Raw genomic sequence first — 14939 nt, 5'->3', positions numbered from 1 at the left:
CGAACCTCCGAATCACTCAACAAAAGGCCCACGGCTAAGCACCAAGCGATATATAGGCAATAATCAAACGCTGAAAACAATTTAAAAACAGCCCTTTACAGCACAAAGGTCGCACTACACTTCAACATAAGCGGCTAACCCCCGCTTCCGGTAGGGCCACTCTAGTATGAACAGAAGCTGCCACGCGCCCTGGCCCTACCGGCCACCTCTCTCGAGGGCTTTATGGGAATTGCCGCCAGCGAGTTATGCCTGCATGTGATCCGCCCCACCTTGATTTATCTGGGGCGCCACTCAGCAAGCGCCGAGGCCTTATTACTGGGCGCGGCCGCCAGCCAGTCGGCACTGGGCTCGGCCCTCGACGACCGTCGCGGGCATGGCCTTTACCGCATCGCCGAACTGCGTCATCAGCAACTGTGGGACCAGCACCTGGCCCTCGACCCGGAACTGGCCAGCCAGGTGCGCGGCCTGGCTAGCCAGCACGCCTTTCTCGCCGCCCCGCACCTGGAACTGACCGTCAACCTGCGCTACGCCACCGCAATCGCCTGGATGCTGATCGAGACCGAGCACACCGAGCTGCCCGCCGCCGATGACCTGATGGGCCTGGCCCGCATCTGGCGCCTGGTGTTTCACCCTAACGGCCGCACCCACGATTTCATCCAGGCCTGGCAACGCTGCATCGGCAACCTCAGCCGAGTCGCCTAAGCGTATTCAGCACGCTGGCGGACTGCGCCAAAAGGCTCAATTCAAAAACTGACACGATTACTGCAAATACCGGCGTATCGCCGCAAATTGTAGGACAAAACCGCTCTATTCCGGGGGCCTCAGTTACTTGGCGGACACCGTAAAGCCTGCTAGTTTCTGCGCCCCGCTATACCCCGGATGGAGTCTCCTGTGAAAAACAACGCCCTCAAAACCAGCCTGGCATTGGCCATTGCTGCAGTGTCCAGCCATAGCCTGGCCAGCGGCTTTGCCATTAATGAACAAAGCGTCAGCAGCATGGGCAGTGCCTTTGCTGGCCGCTCATCGTCCGCCGAGGATGCCACTACCGTGTTTGGCAACCCGGCCGGCATGTCGCGCCTCAAGGGCGAGCAGGTTAGCGGCGGCGTTGCCTTGATCTATGCCAGAACCGATATCGACGACGCCAGTGGCAGTTTCTCCGGCAGCAACGACGGCGACATGGTGCCGTTGGTCGGCGCCCCCATGGGCTATTACGTCAAACCGCTGGACGAGAATTGGACCTTCGGCCTCGGCATGTACGTGCCCTTCGGCTTGATCACCGACTACGAAGACAACTTCCAGGGCCGTTATTACGGTGACCGTAGTGAAGTGCGCGTGGTAACCCTGCAACCGACTCTCAGCTATCGCTTCAATGACCAGCTGTCGATCGGCTTTGGCCCGACCATCAACCGCATCGACGGCGAGCTGACCTCGGCCCTGCGCAACCCATTGCCGGGCGTCGGCGACGGCGAAGTGAAGATCAAGGGCGACGACCTGGCACTGGGCTATAACGCCGGCGTGCTGTTTGAGCTGAACGCCCAGACCCGCTTCGGCCTGACCTATCACTCCAAGGTCGAATACCGCCTCAAGGGCGACACCGAAGTGGCAGGTCCCGGCTTTGTGATCGGCTCATCGGCGGGTACCTACGACGCCTCACTGGAGTTGACCACCCCCGAGTCCGTGGACCTCTCCATCACCCATGAGCTCAACGCCGACTGGACGCTGTACGTCGGTAGCACCTGGACTCGCTGGAGTCGGCTGGAAGAGATTCGCGTCGATAACCAGGGCGTCGGCGGTTTGCTCGCCGGCAATCTCACTACCATCACCGAAGACCAGAACTGGCATGACACCTGGGCCCATGCCATCGGTGCAGCGTATAAGCTGAACCCGCACTGGACGCTGCGCGCGGGCCTGGCCGTTGACCAGTCACCGACCAACAATGCCGACCGTTCACCGCGCATTCCCACCGGCGATCGCAAGATCCTCAGCCTGGGCGCTGGCTGGAGCCCGAGTGACCAGATGACCATCGATGTCGCCTACTCCTACCTGATGGAAGACGACACCGAGATCAACCACGTCAGCGCGACCAAGGGGGCTTACCGCTCCACCTACAAGAACACCGCCCATGGTTTGGGTACACAAGTGACCTACCGCTTCTAATTCAGTGGGGGCTTTAAGCTAAACTCGCGCGGCGACTATAAACACAAGAACACGCCGCCATGACCACACTCTGTACTGCCTTACCCGAACAGCTGCGCCTGTTACTGGTGGATGACCACCGGATTTTTCTCGACGGCCTCAGCCTGGCCCTCGCCCCGCTCTGCCCAGACCTGCACATCCATACTGCGCAAAACGCCGACGAAGCCGAAGCCTGTCTGCGCCAGCATGATTTCGACCTGATTCTGCTCGACCTGCGCCTCCCGGACGTACCCGGCCTCGAGCTGCTGCAACGCTGGCAACGGCAAGGTCGCATGACCCCGGTGGCGATTCTCAGCGCCAGCGACTCCAACCTGGACGCCCAGGCGGCAATGGCGGCCGGAGCCTTGGGCTTTATCCCGAAAAGCGCCGATGGCGACGACCTGCGCCAGGCGGTCACCCGCGTGCTGCTAGGCGAGACCTTGCAGGCGCCGGTCAGCGGCGACAAACCGCCGCTGACGCCTCGCCAGCAGGAAATTCTGCTGCTGCTGGCCGACGGGTTGCCGAACAAGGCCATCTGCCGTCGGCTGGGAGTGTCCGAGGACACGGTAAAGACTCACCTGAAGGCATTGTTTCAGGAGCTCGACGTGCATAACCGCACCGCCTGCGTGAGCGCGGCGCGGCAACGCGGCTGGCTGTGAGTGACGAGGCCAGACAAAGACGTGCCGGAGACTCAAACCGTCCAACAGGCTGTAGGCTGAGTTAGACGCGCGCTATGGTCCGCTCAAGCAGCCGGATTCGGCGCGGCGTAACCCAGCGATCCGAAGAGATGTCGACTGGCTCTCGCTGGGTTTCGCTCCGCTCTACCCAGCCTACGAAGTTGCTGCGCTTGGCGGCCAAGCAATGCCTTGCTTCACGTCAGTTCGCGGAGAACCATTATTTAGAGACAGCACATCAGGGTCTGCTCGCAAGTACTTTCAACGGCACGTCCGTCACCGCTGCCGGCAATAGCATTATCAGAGCCTGACGCAAACGCGCGGGCAGCAACGGCTTGCCGAGCAGGGTGACGTGCGCCGGGATGCAGCGTTCCTGCAACTCGGGTGTCAGGTCGGCGCTGATCAGCAGCGCCGGTAACATCCGCCCAGCCTCCTCGCGCAGACGCTCGATGGCGCGTAATCCATCCTCCTGCGCCGCCAGTCGGTAATCGCTGAGCAGCAGCTGTGGCGCCGCCTGCGCCAAACACTGCAAGGCCTCCTCCAGATCGGCGCAGGCCCACACCTGACACCCCCAACGACGCAATAAGCCAGACAGTGCCTCGCGCCCGGCGTCATCGTCCTCCAGCAGCAACACCCGACCGCTCAACGCGGCGCCAACCGCCGCAGTGGGCTGCCGTTCGCCCGCCGCTGCGAACGGTAGACGCAGCGTAAAGCGCGCGCCCTGCCCCGGGCTGGAATGCAGTTGCAGCGGATGCTCCAGCAAGGTTGCCAGCTGCTGGACGATGGCCAGGCCCAAGCCCAGACCGCGTTCGGCATTGCGTCCCGGATTATCCAACTGACTGAATTCCTCGAAGACCTGCGTTTGTTCCTCTGCGGTCAAACCACGGCCATCGTCGCCCACCTCCAGCAGCACGTCAGCACCATCTTCCCGAGCTCCGATCCACACCCGTCCTGCTCGGGCATGGCGCAAGGCGTTATTCAGCAGATTGCGCAGCATCCGCTCGAGCAACAGCGGGTCGCTGCGCACCCACAGCTCGGTGCAGTGCAGCTCCAGTTCGATGCCCTGCACCCGCGCCTCATGCCGCGCCTCGCCGCTCAAACGCTCAAGCAACGGACGCAGGGCAAAGGCCTCGGCATTCACCTGCACACCACCGGGCAGCGTCAGGCGGGTGTAATCCAGCATCGATTGCAGCAAGCGGCTGAGTTGCTCCACCGAGGTTGCCAACAGGCCGCTGACGCGATGCAGGCTCGGTTCCTGGCTTTGCTCCAGCAGGTGCTGGGCGTACAGCCCCATGGCATTCAGCGGTTGGCGCAGGTCGTGGCTGGCGGCGGCCAGCAGGCGCAACTTGCGCGCGTCATCGGTTTCGGCGCGCTGCCGGGCCAGGTCGAGCAGACGCAGATTGAGCCAGGCGCCGCGCTGGCCATGCTCTTGCAGATAAGCGCCGCCGCTGCCGATCAGGTTGGCGCAGAGCAGAAACAAGGCCTGGTAAGCCAGCGCGGCACCCGGCTCGGTCAACCACACACCGAGCAGCAGAAACAGCGCACAGAAGCCCCAAGCGGCCAGGCTCACGGCGCGGAACGACACGCCGAGCAGCACATAGCCGAACAGCACTATCAGGAACAGGCCGTCATAGGGCATGGCCACGCCCTGGGCCCAACACAGGTGAATGATCAGCGCGACACAGGCGCCATTCAGCGCATAGGTGCCGGTGTACGCGAGTAACGCTAAACGCGGCGGGCTCTGCGGGCGCCGGCAATAGACGACCGCCAGCAGTACCACGAGAATCCCCAGCAGGCGCAACGGCATGACCGACAGGCTGACCCTCAGCGGCATCAACGCCAGGTCGAGGCCGGCATAGATCAGTTGAAAGACAATCGCCGTACTGGCGATCAACAGCAGCCGCCGACGCATGCGCTGCACGCGGTGCTCGACAAAACCCTGTTCCAGCACTGTGGCGAACTTCAGACGGTTATAGCCACGGCGCTGCTGCGCGAGCAGCAGGCGTTCCTCCTGTTCCAGATTCATCGAGCGCCGCCGGCAAACGTCGGGGCTAACGGTGACTCCGACTGGAGCGCCCCATCAGGCGACACGCTGACGGGGCTGGCTGAGGACTCAGAGTTCGGGGTTGGCTGCGTCCTGTTGCTTGGCGGCAATCGCGTCATAGGTGTCCACTCGGTGCTGGTCTTCGGCGCTGAACAAGCGCTGACGCAGACGTTGCTGCTCGCGCTGCTGGTCGGTAGGACTCAGGCCATTGCCTTGCAGGCTGGCCAGTTCTTGCCGATACGCCGCGTAGTGTTGCTGCCAGGCTCGCTCGTTGCGTTGCTCGACGAGCAGACGCTCGACCGTTGGTGGATCATAAGTCAGGCTGAGGAACTGACGCACCTGTTGCTCACTCGCCCCTTCGCGCCACAGCTGTTCGCTCTGCGCCTGTTGCGCCAGGGCCAGGCTCTGACGCTCCTCGCTGGCGCGCATGGCTTCGGGCAATTGCTCACGCAGGCGTTCCTGCATATCAACCTTGCCCTGCGCGCTGAGATCATCGCGGTTGTGTACGGCCAGGCTATCGAGGGTGTAACGCGCATAGGCTTCTTCGGCGCCAAACAGCGCCTCCACTGCGCCGACCGAGAAGTGGGCTCGGCGCAGCTGGGCCAGGCTGTCGAAGGCCTGTTGCAGGGTGGTCAACTGGTCCTGCGGCTGAGCCTGTTGTTGCGCGTTCAGCGGTTGCTGCAGCAATGCCAGGCTGGCGCGTTTGTACTCCAGATAATCGCCCAGCAGGCCTATCAGCTGACCCAGCGCAGGCTCCTGCAAACGAGCGTTGGCGTCGGCCAGCAAGGCCTCGACCGAGGCTTCCAGCCCAGCCTGATCGGCCGCGCTGAGGAAATAATCGAAGTAATCACGCAGGGCCAAATCGAGTTGCAAGTTGCCGGCGCTGTCGACCTTCAGTTCGCCGTCGACCTCGGTATCGGCCATGCTCGGTACCAGCGGAGGTGACGCGGCGCGCGCTTTAGCGGCTGGCGCAGCCTGGCCGAGCAAGGGGCTGGGTGCGCTGGTTACGGCGGCCGGTACGGCCACCGTGGCGGAACTGGTCGCAGGCACGACAGGCGTCGGCCACTGCCAATAGATAGTGGCAGCCGCGACACTAACAGCCAGCACGACCACCAGGCCGAGGTAACGCAAGGGTAAAGGCATGGAACCTCCCGATAGCGGGCCGCACGGTGCAGCCCGCAAGCACAGAAAAATCAGACGCCCTTGTTCTTCAAACGGTTGGCATGTTGACGATAGAGCGACACCGGCTCGGTCCAGCCGCGAATGCCGAACAGGTGGTTGATCGCATCGACGTGGTTCATGTTGTAGCTGTCGCCGAGCACCTGCCCCAGGTAGGTCGAACACACACCGACCAGACCATCGTTTTTCTCGCTGCCAAAAGCCAGGCCGGTGATGGCCAGGAACGGATCGACCGCATCGAAGATGTTGGTGTAAGAGGAGTTACCGGTCCATGAGAAGTAACGGATGCTGTAGCCCCGCACGTTCTGCACTTCGGTCGACTTGGCGCAGTAACTGGCGTTGTTCACGCCCCAGGGGTGACGGCTGTTCAGCGCGGCGGTGCCCGGTGTGGTCAGGGTTTCCAGGGCAGCCAGGCCGTTTTGCGGATTGCTGTTGCCGGACAGCAGATTGATCACAGTCCCCAGCGCGACGGCTATCGCATTCGCGCCGCCTTCGATGGCACCGTCCGGCGGAACGATCCCACGGACCACGTCGGCGACTTTCGAGCCCTTGTTGACGCCATTGATCGAGGTCACCGAGGCCACCAGATCGGGGCGCAAGGACGCGGCCACCCGCGAAGTCGGCGAGCCCTGGCTGTGGCCGATCAGATTGACCTTGCCGCCATTGGCGCCAGCCCAGGGCACGATCTGCCGGGCCAGTTCGGCGCCACGCTGCTCGCTGTCGTTGAATGCCGCGACGCTGGCGACGTACACCTTGGCGCCGTCACGTTCGAGGTTCCAGGGAATGGTGTGGAAATAATTGACCAAGCCACCGATGGTGTCGAAACCGGTGACGCCGTGTACCAGCACGATCGGGTATTTGGTCTGGGTGTAACCGGCCTGGGCCTCGACGGCTCCGGCCAGGGCCAGTGCGGCCAGGGCTGTAGTGAATGCGCGACGCATGGGTGCCTCCTTTATTCTTCTTGTGGGCACGCCGGGAGACTGCGTCCGGCGTACCAAGAGTCTAAGGAGGTGATAAATAGCGGCCCATCGCCCAGATGGGTGAGCACCGCGCAAGTGTGACGCGCTAGCGGCTGGGAACAATCAAGCTAGCCCGGCGCCACGCCTAGCAGATGCCCACGCCAAGCTGTAAAAACGCCAGACCGCCCTGCTGCCAGCCCCACCAGATCAGCGCCAGCAGCGCGGCGGCGGCCAGGCCCAGAGCGCCACCCAGCCAATATCGCGTGTTCATGCCCCGGCTCCAACGCCTTGCAGACGCGCCACCGGCTGCTCGCGCACCGGCCAGTTCAGCGCCGCGGCCATCAGGCTGAGGAGGATGGATATCTGCCAGACCAGATCGTAACTGCCGGTTTGGTCGTACAGGTAACCACCCAGCCAGCCGCCGAGAAAGGCCCCGATCTGATGGAACAGGTAGACGATGCCACCGAGCATCGACAGGTTGCGCACGCCGAACAGGGTCGCCACCGTACCGTTGGTCAGGGGCACCGTGGACAACCACAGCAGGCCCATGGCGATACCGAAGGCATAGGCACTCCAGGTCGTCAGCGGAGCCATGACGAAGGCGGCGATCACCACCGCCCGCGCCAGGTACAGCGCGCTGAGCAAGCGCGGCTTAGACATGCGCCCGCCGAGCCAGCCGGAGAAGTAAGTGCCGAACACGTTGAACAGACCGATCAGGGCCAACACCGTGGTGCCGACCACCGCCGGCAGGTGCTGGTCGACCAGATAGGCCGGCAGGTGCACGCCGATGAACACCACCTGAAAGCCACAGACGAAAAAGCCCAGCGACAGCAACCAGAAGCCGGAGTGACCACAGGCCTCACGCACCGCCTCACCCAGAGTCTGCTCATGGCCGACAACCGGCAGCGGGTGATCCTTGATCATGCCCGCCAGCGGCACGATCAGGGCCACGAGCAGGCCCAACACCAACAACGCAGAGGACCAGCCGAGCCAGCCAATCAAGCCCAGGGTGCCCGGCAACATGGCGAACTGGCCGAACGAACCGGCGGCACTGGCGATGCCCATGGCCATGCTGCGCTTCTCCACCGGTACGGCGCGACCGATTGCGCCGAGAATCACCGAGAACGAGGTACCGGACAGGCCCAGGCCGATAAGCAGACCGGCACTCAGCGACAGCGACCAGGGCGAATCCGCCAGGCCCATCAAGACCAGGCCGACGGCGTAGAGCACGCCGCCGACGATGATCGTGCGCTTGGCCCCCAGGCGGTCGGCCAGTGCACCGGTAAAGGGCTGAGCCAGACCCCAGACCAGGTTTTGCAGGGCGATGGAGAAAGCGAACACCTCACGCCCCCAGCCGAACTCGGCACTCATCGGCGGCAGGAACAAACCAAAGCCATGCCGAGTACCCAACGACAGGGCGAGAATCAGCGACCCACCCACCATGATCCATAACGTAGTTCGTCCTAACGACGTCATCGCTCTATCACCTGAAATCCGTACCGCTGCCCGGCAGCAATCGGCTAGCTTGAAGCGCACCGCACCATAAGGCAATCAGACTATTGGCTGCCGCCATAAAGGACAGGATCTAAGCTGCTACCCAGCATCTGGCGACTCTCCCTACAGCTCAGTAAGAGGTTGAACGCTACACCGCTGCAGAATCGCACCACCGCACCACAAGTGGATGAACAGAGTGGGTCAACCCTTGGTCATTTGATAATGTCGGGCTGCCCTGGCCCGATTGCCGCAGGTTTCTGTCTTGCACCAACGGCGGCGCTTGTTCTTCGACCGATCGACGAACAACCAGGAACAGCGTTCGCACTCTCGCACATGCACCACCGCCTCACTGCTGAGCAACTGCTGCGCCGAAAGCGCGACACGTGCCAGAGGCGTCTGCAACCCCACTGCTTCGATAGTCACTTCCCAGCTGAAACCCTGCTCGTGCCGGGTCAACTCAGCGACCGCAATCGCTGCGCAGATTTCCGCACGTACACTGGCCAAATCTGCTGCCAGGGGGACTTGGTTACTGGCCAACGCGGCAAACAACCGATGGAGCCGTTCTCGGAAAGCGCGCAGCTGCTCAAGGCTACGCAACGCTTGCTCGGGATGCGCTTGTGCCATGAGCAGCAGCGCGCTGGCTTCCCGAACATCGAGCCCCTGAGCTGCATCGGCCCAACCCACAACGGCTTGGTAGCTGGACAGGCGCTCATTGTCTCGCGCCTTGCTTCGTCCTCCCTGGGTATTACAGAAGTCCAGGCAGAGACTGCCACCGACAAAACATCCCGCACCCCAGTCAACGTCTTCAGCTTCCAATGTGCGCACCACGCCTCTAACACTCTAAACAGGTTTGACAAATTACAATTTAACCAGCAAAACTATAACAGTCTAATTAAATTTAGACTGTTATTTATTCAGCAAGAGGGCATGCACATGGTTAATTGGCCGCTGGAGCATGAGTACCGCTTTCGCGGGCAGATGGTCCGTTATGCCGTCAGGGGAACAGGACCGGCGCTGGTGTTCGTGCATGGCACGCCCTTCTCCTCCTATGTCTGGCATCGCCTGGTGCCCCACTTCGTTGAATCCCACCAAGTGTATTGGTTCGACCTGCTCGGTTATGGGCAATCCGAACAGGCTGAAGGGCAGGATGTCTCGCTCGGGGTACAAGGCGAATTGCTGGCGGAACTGCTCGAACACTGGGGGCTTGAACGCCCCGATGTGGTCGCCCACGACTTCGGTGGGGCAACGGCACTACGGGCGCATCTGCTCCACGGCAAGTGGTACCGCAGCCTGACCCTGATCGACCCAGTGGCCCTGGCCCCCTGGGGCTCGCCCTTCGTGCAGCACGTCCGCCAACATGAGACGGCCTTCCGCGGCCTTCCAGCCTACATTCACCAGGCGATAGTGCCTGCCTATGTGCGGGGCGCCGTGCACAGGGCCATCCCGGACTCCGAGTTGGCGCCCTACGTGCAACCCTGGCTAGGCGACACCGGCCAGGCGGCGTTTTATCGCCAGATCGCTCAGATGGACCAACGTTATACCGAGGAGATGGCGCCGCGTTACGGCGAAATAGACTGCCCCACATTGATCCTGTGGGGAGAAGAGGATCAGTGGATTCCCATCGAGCGGGGTCGCCAGTTGCAGCAAGCCATTCCCGGCGCCGGCTTTGCCGCAATTGCCCATTCGGGACACCTGGTTCAGGAGGACGCACCCGAGGCCCTAGTTGCGGCGCTGCTCGGCTTTCTTCCGCTTACAGGGCGAAGCACTAACCGGCGTTAGCCCGCATCGCGTGCCCCGAGCCTTTGCAAGACGGGATACAGAGCACGCGAAAGCACTTACCTTAGAGCAGGCCAATTTCCTGCGCGGTGCGATCCACCGCGCGCTTGGTCTTTTCCACCAGCTCGTCCAGCTCACCGCGCGTGGCCACCAGCGCCGGCGCCATGATCATCCGACCCAGAGTGGAGCGGATGATCAGGCCTTCCTCGAAGCCAATGGTGCGGCAGCGCCAGGCTATGTCGTTCTCGTTGACGAAGCGCTTTCGGGTCGCCTTGTCTTCGGCAAACTGCAGCGCCGCGACCAGGCCGGTGCCCTGGATCTCGCCGACCAGCGGATGGTCGCCGAACACCTGCCGCAAACACTGCTGCAGGTAGGGGCCGGTGTCGTTCTTGACCTGGCTGACCACGCCTTCGTCACGTAGCGCCTTGATATTGGCCAGCGCCACGGCAGCGGCGACCGGGTGACCGGAGTAGGTCAGGCCGTGGGCGAACACCCCGCCCTGCTCCACCAGTACCTCGGCGATGCGCTTGGACAACACCAGGCCACCCATGGGGATGTAACCCGAGGTCAGGCCCTTGGCGATCGACAGGGTGTCCGGTTCGAAGCCGAAGTATTCATGGGCGAACCACTCGCCGGTGCGACCGAAACCGCCGATCACCTCGTCGGCGCACAGCAGCACATCGTATTTGCGGCAGATACGCTGGATCTCCGGCCAGTAGCTTTCCGGCGGGAAGATCATGCCGCCAGCGCCCTGGAATGGCTCGGCGATGAAGCCGGCAACCTTGTCCGCGCCCAGCTGGAGAATCTTCTCCTCCAGCTGCAGAGCGCAGCGGCGGCCGAACTCGGCCGGGGTCAGCTCGCCGCCCTGGGCGTACCAGTAGGGCTCGTCGATATGCTCGATGTCCGGCAGCATGCCGCCCATTTCGTGCATGAACTTCATGCCGCCCAGTGCGGTGCTGGCCAGGGTCGAGCCGTGGTAGCCGTTCCAGCGCCCGATCATCACCTTCTTCTCTGGCTTGCCGAGAATCTGCCAGTAGCGCCGTACCGTGCGGATCAGCACCTCGTTGGCCTCGGAGCCCGAGTTGGTATAGATGGCATGGCTGTAGTGGCCGGGCAACAGGCTGAACAGCAGCTCGGACAGTTCCACCACCGCCGGGTGGGTGGTGTGGAAGAACATGTTGTAGTAGGCCAGTTGCTCCATCTGCCGAGTCGCGGCGGCAGTGAGGTCCTTGCGCCCGTAACCGAGATTGGTGCACCACAGGCCGGACATGCCGTCGAGGTAGCGGTTGCCGTCGTTATCCCAGAGGTACAAGCCCTCGCCTTTGACCATCACCCGCGGGCCTTCGGCATTCAGCGCCTTCTGGTCGACGAAGCCATGGATGTGGTGGGCGGCATCCAGGGCCTGATAGTCACGGGTTTCACGGTTTGGCTTGATTTGCGCATTCATTACATCTCTCCTCCCCGTCAGGGGGCATCACTCTACGACCGTATACGGTCTTCAGACTTGGTCCGGGTTCAACGCCTTCTCGATTGGCTCCGGGGTGAACAGGGGCTTGCGCATCACCAACTTGATCCACAGCACCGCGATCAGCGAGACGATCCCCAGCACCACTCCGGCGCTGGCGAAAATCTGCAGAGTCAACTCGGGCGATGGCGAGGCGTGCCACACGGCATAGAGCATGCCGACGATACCGATCACCTGCGGCAGCGGGTAGAACGGTGTGCGGAACGGTCGGGCCAGGTCCGGGTAGCGCAGACGCAGGACGATCACATCGACATGGACGATGATGTAGGCCAGCAACCAGGCCAGCGCGGCGGCGATCAGCAACAGATTGATCGAATCGACACCCATCAGCAGAACCGGCAAGCCGGTGATGGCGGCGACAAACAATACGGCCACCCAGGGTGCGCCGGTACGTGCGCTGAGACGTTTGAAACAAGGAAACGCCTGACCATTGTGCGCCATGCCACTGAGCATGCGCGGGATAGCCGCCAACGAGGTGTTGAGCGTGCTGCAGGTAGCGGTGATGGCAGCGGTGACCAACAACAGCTGCCCCGTCTCGCCGAATACCGCAGTGGCGAACAGGTAATGCGGCAAACCGTTACTGGCCAGTTCTTCCTGCGGCACCATCAGCAGTGCGCCCAGGCAGTAGAGGCTGATGGTGAAGAAAATCACACTCACACCGATGATCATCGAGCGCGGAATATTGCGCTCCGGCCGACGCGACTCTTCCACCAGCGGGCAGACGAATTCGGCGCCGACGAATCCCCAGATAGCCAGCGCAGTAAGCGCCAGTACACCGAAGCCCATGGGGTTCCAGCCCTCCAGACTGAGGCTGGCGATGGGAGCGGCGTTCTCGTGACCGACCGCGCTAAACCCGAGCAACAGCAACACCACCACCATCACCAGCGCCAGTACGGACTGCAGGCGGGCGAAGATATCGATATTCAGCAGGTTAAGCACGGTGAACAGGGCCAGCACGCCGAAGGCCACCGTCATCGACGGCAAGGCATGCGGGTAGACCTTGCCAATGATCAGATCGAGTAGCAGCAACTCGGCCGACAGGGCGAACATCGCCACCACTATGTAACCGGAGAAGGTCGCCAGGATCGCCGGAAACTGACCAATCGCGACCTCGGTATAGCTGCTCAGGCTGCCGGCACGCGGGATCATCAATGCCAATTCGGAAAAGGAAAAGGCGTAGCTCAGGGCCAGCAGATAGGCCAGGCCCAGCGGCACGATAAAGCCCAAGCCGGCAATACCCGCGCCTTGCAGCATCAGCACCATCACCCCTTGCGACACCACCAGGCCAATGGCCACGGCCAGCAGGGAACCCAGGCCCAGCGCTTTGCGCGCGCCCTTTACCCGTGGTGCGGCGGCCGCACCTTGCAGCGGAACACTTATATCCTGCGTCATTGTTTCACCCTCTTTTGTAGTTGTAGGGGATGCCCTTGCGGATTAACGCAACTGAAACCAGGTGGTTTTCAGCTGGGTGTACTTATCGAAGGAATGCAGCGACAGGTCGCGACCGAAACCGGACTGCTTGCCGCCGCCGAACGGCACTGTCACATCCAGAGCGTCCACCGTATTGACCGACACCGTGCCGGCGTTTAGCCGGCGGGCGACGCGGTGAGCGCGATTGAGGTCGTCACTCCATAGCGATGCAGCCAGTCCGTAGATGCTGTCGTTGGCCAGGCTCACGGCCTGGTCTTCGTCATCGAAGGCACTGATTGCCAGTACCGGGCCGAACACTTCCTCACGGGCCAGACGCATCTCGGCGCTGACCCCGGTAAATAGCGTGGGCTGCACGAAGTTGCTCGAGCCGTTGATGCTCAGGCGCTCGCCACCACACACCAGCTTCGCGCCCTGCGCCTGGGCGCCCTCGATAAAGCCCATCACGCCAGCCGTCTGACCGGCATCGACCAGGGCACCGGCGCGGCTGCTGGGGTCGAGTGGATCGCCCGGCTGCCACTGACGGGCCTTGTCGATCAGGCGCTCGACGAACTCGTCATGGATCGAGCGCTGGACCAGCAGGCGCGAGTTGGCCGAACAGACCTCGCCCTGATTGAAGAAAATCGCGAAGGCGGCTTTTTCCGCAGCCAGATCGAGGTCCTGGCAATCGTCGAAGATCAGACTCGGGCTCTTGCCGCCGCACTCCAGCCAGACTTGCTTGAGATTCGACTGCGCCGCGTACTGCATGAAGTACTTGCCCACCTGGGTCGAACCGGTGAACACCAGGCAATCAACATCCGGATGCAGGCCCAGGGCCTTGCCGGCGCACTCACCGAGGCCCGGCAGCACATTCAGCACGCCTTCCGGGACTCCAGCTTCCAGCGCCAATTCGCCCAGACGCAGGGCGGAGAACGGCGACTGCTCCGCCGGCTTGAGCACCACGCTGTTGCCCGACGCCAGCGCCGGCGCGAGCTTCCAGGCGGCCATGTCCAGCGGGAAGTTCCATGGCACCACAGCGGCGACCACGCCGAGCGGCACACGGGTGATGGTCGCCAGCACGTTCTGCGCAGTGGGCGCGACCTGGTCGTAGAGTTTGTCCAGGCTTTCGCCATACCAGGCGAACACATGGGCGGCGCCGGGCACGTCGATGTTGAAGGCATCCATCACCGGCTTGCCCATGTTCAGCGAGTCGAGCAGCGCCAGTTCCTCGCGGTGCTGCAGAATCAGCTCGGCCAAACGCAGCAGAACTTTCTTGCGCTCGCCCGGTGCCATCCGTGCCCAGGGGCCCTGCTCGAAGGCCTGGCGTGCACTGCGTACCGCCAGGTCGACCTCGGCCTCGCCGCAGGCGGTCACCTGGGCCAGCAGCTGGTTGGTCGCAGGATTGATCGAGTCGAAGGACATACCGGAGGCGGCAGCCACCTGACGCCCGCCGATCAGTGCCTTGTCGATAAACCCTTGGCGAGCCGCCCGCTGTTGCCAATAGCTGAGATCTAACACGCTGCACTCCCTCATCGACCGCCGCGACGGTCATCTATGTGTTCAGTTGAGGGGGATACTGCGACATACCTCGGCGGAGGAAAATTAGTAAAAATATGCTCGGGACCCATAAAAAAGCTCGGCAGAGCGAGCGCTCCCCAACCGCGCAGCTGGGGTATGGTGCAGACTCGACGGGCGACCCTTGCGCC

The 14939-nt window shown here is 62.7% G+C and carries 13 protein-coding genes; 4 read left to right on the top strand and 9 right to left on the bottom strand.

The annotated features are described in order from the left end of the window. Positions 1-222: 222 nt before the first annotated feature. The 3 genes from TMS3_RS20880 to TMS3_RS20870 all read left to right on the top strand — a co-directional run bounded on the left by TMS3_RS20880 (position 223) and on the right by TMS3_RS20870 (position 2834). Positions 223-702, top strand: a complete 480-nt coding sequence (locus TMS3_RS20880; protein ID WP_025167239.1) for a hypothetical protein — start codon at positions 223-225, stop codon at positions 700-702. Positions 703-891: 189 nt separating this feature from the next. Further along, the gene (locus TMS3_RS20875; RefSeq protein ID WP_025167238.1) at positions 892-2157 is read left to right on the top strand and encodes an OmpP1/FadL family transporter; all 1266 of its coding nucleotides are present in this window, start codon (positions 892-894) and stop codon (positions 2155-2157) included. A gap of 59 nt (positions 2158-2216) precedes the next feature. Then, entirely contained in the window at positions 2217-2834 is a 618-nt protein-coding gene (locus tag TMS3_RS20870; protein ID WP_025167237.1) for a response regulator transcription factor, read from the top strand. A 253-nt stretch (positions 2835-3087) separates the two neighbouring features. On the opposite strand, the gene TMS3_RS20865 is transcribed toward TMS3_RS20870, so the two are convergent. The 6 genes from TMS3_RS20865 to TMS3_RS24805 form a co-directional block, all read right to left on the bottom strand. Next, on the bottom strand, positions 3088-4875 hold the full coding sequence (locus TMS3_RS20865) for a hybrid sensor histidine kinase/response regulator (protein WP_025167236.1): 1788 nt from the start codon (positions 4873-4875) through the stop codon (positions 3088-3090). Positions 4876-4962: 87 nt separating this feature from the next. Continuing rightward, positions 4963-6036, bottom strand: a complete 1074-nt coding sequence (locus TMS3_RS20860) for a lipase secretion chaperone (protein WP_025167235.1) — start codon at positions 6034-6036, stop codon at positions 4963-4965. Positions 6037-6086: 50 nt separating this feature from the next. Then, positions 6087-7013, bottom strand: a complete 927-nt coding sequence (locus tag TMS3_RS20855) for an esterase/lipase family protein (protein WP_025167234.1) — start codon at positions 7011-7013, stop codon at positions 6087-6089. A 163-nt stretch (positions 7014-7176) separates the two neighbouring features. Continuing rightward, a complete protein-coding gene (locus tag TMS3_RS25780) occupies positions 7177-7302 on the bottom strand; it encodes a hypothetical protein (protein WP_268788229.1) in 126 nt (41 codons plus the stop codon). After that, positions 7299-8507, bottom strand: coding sequence for an MFS transporter (locus tag TMS3_RS20850; RefSeq protein ID WP_025167233.1), 1209 nt, complete (start codon positions 8505-8507; stop codon positions 7299-7301). The genes TMS3_RS25780 and TMS3_RS20850 overlap by 4 nt, the downstream gene beginning before the upstream one ends. A gap of 219 nt (positions 8508-8726) precedes the next feature. Then, on the bottom strand, positions 8727-9350 hold the full coding sequence (locus TMS3_RS24805) for a CGNR zinc finger domain-containing protein (protein ID WP_160321044.1): 624 nt from the start codon (positions 9348-9350) through the stop codon (positions 8727-8729). A gap of 108 nt (positions 9351-9458) precedes the next feature. Between TMS3_RS24805 and TMS3_RS20840 the strand changes: the two genes are divergently transcribed. Next, positions 9459-10304, top strand: coding sequence for an alpha/beta fold hydrolase (locus TMS3_RS20840; protein WP_025167231.1), 846 nt, complete (start codon positions 9459-9461; stop codon positions 10302-10304). A gap of 61 nt (positions 10305-10365) precedes the next feature. Here TMS3_RS20840 and TMS3_RS20835 read toward each other — a convergent pair whose 3' ends face one another. The 3 genes from TMS3_RS20835 to TMS3_RS20825 are packed head-to-tail and all read right to left on the bottom strand — an operon-like array spanning position 10366 to position 14751. Then, positions 10366-11748: an aspartate aminotransferase family protein gene (locus TMS3_RS20835; RefSeq protein ID WP_025167230.1), complete on the bottom strand. Its 1383-nt coding sequence runs from the start codon at positions 11746-11748 to the stop codon at positions 10366-10368. Between the two features lie 51 nt (positions 11749-11799). Beyond that, entirely contained in the window at positions 11800-13218 is a 1419-nt protein-coding gene (locus TMS3_RS20830) for an APC family permease (protein ID WP_025167229.1), read from the bottom strand. A 42-nt stretch (positions 13219-13260) separates the two neighbouring features. Then, the gene (locus tag TMS3_RS20825; protein ID WP_025167228.1) at positions 13261-14751 is read right to left on the bottom strand and encodes an aldehyde dehydrogenase; all 1491 of its coding nucleotides are present in this window, start codon (positions 14749-14751) and stop codon (positions 13261-13263) included. Positions 14752-14939 lie beyond the last annotated feature (188 nt).

This window comes from Pseudomonas taeanensis MS-3 (assembly GCF_000498575.2).
GTDB lineage: Bacteria > Pseudomonadota > Gammaproteobacteria > Pseudomonadales > Pseudomonadaceae > Aquipseudomonas > Aquipseudomonas taeanensis.
The sequence above is the reverse complement of the archived record's forward strand: the minus strand, read 5'-3'. Positions and strand labels throughout refer to the sequence as shown.

Coding starts and splice junctions, on each gene's coding strand:
- TMS3_RS20865 (WP_025167236.1), bottom strand. CDS start 4,875: ATGAATCTGGAACAGGAGGAACGCCTGCTGCTCGCGCAGCAGCGCCGT.
- TMS3_RS20830 (WP_025167229.1), bottom strand. CDS start 13,218: ATGACGCAGGATATAAGTGTTCCGCTGCAAGGTGCGGCCGCCGCACCA.
- TMS3_RS20880 (WP_025167239.1), top strand. CDS start 223: ATGGGAATTGCCGCCAGCGAGTTATGCCTGCATGTGATCCGCCCCACC.
- TMS3_RS20855 (WP_025167234.1), bottom strand. CDS start 7,013: ATGCGTCGCGCATTCACTACAGCCCTGGCCGCACTGGCCCTGGCCGGA.
- TMS3_RS20840 (WP_025167231.1), top strand. CDS start 9,459: ATGGTTAATTGGCCGCTGGAGCATGAGTACCGCTTTCGCGGGCAGATG.
- TMS3_RS20860 (WP_025167235.1), bottom strand. CDS start 6,036: ATGCCTTTACCCTTGCGTTACCTCGGCCTGGTGGTCGTGCTGGCTGTT.
- TMS3_RS20835 (WP_025167230.1), bottom strand. CDS start 11,748: ATGAATGCGCAAATCAAGCCAAACCGTGAAACCCGTGACTATCAGGCC.
- TMS3_RS20870 (WP_025167237.1), top strand. CDS start 2,217: ATGACCACACTCTGTACTGCCTTACCCGAACAGCTGCGCCTGTTACTG.
- TMS3_RS25780 (WP_268788229.1), bottom strand. CDS start 7,302: ATGAACACGCGATATTGGCTGGGTGGCGCTCTGGGCCTGGCCGCCGCC.
- TMS3_RS20850 (WP_025167233.1), bottom strand. CDS start 8,507: ATGACGTCGTTAGGACGAACTACGTTATGGATCATGGTGGGTGGGTCG.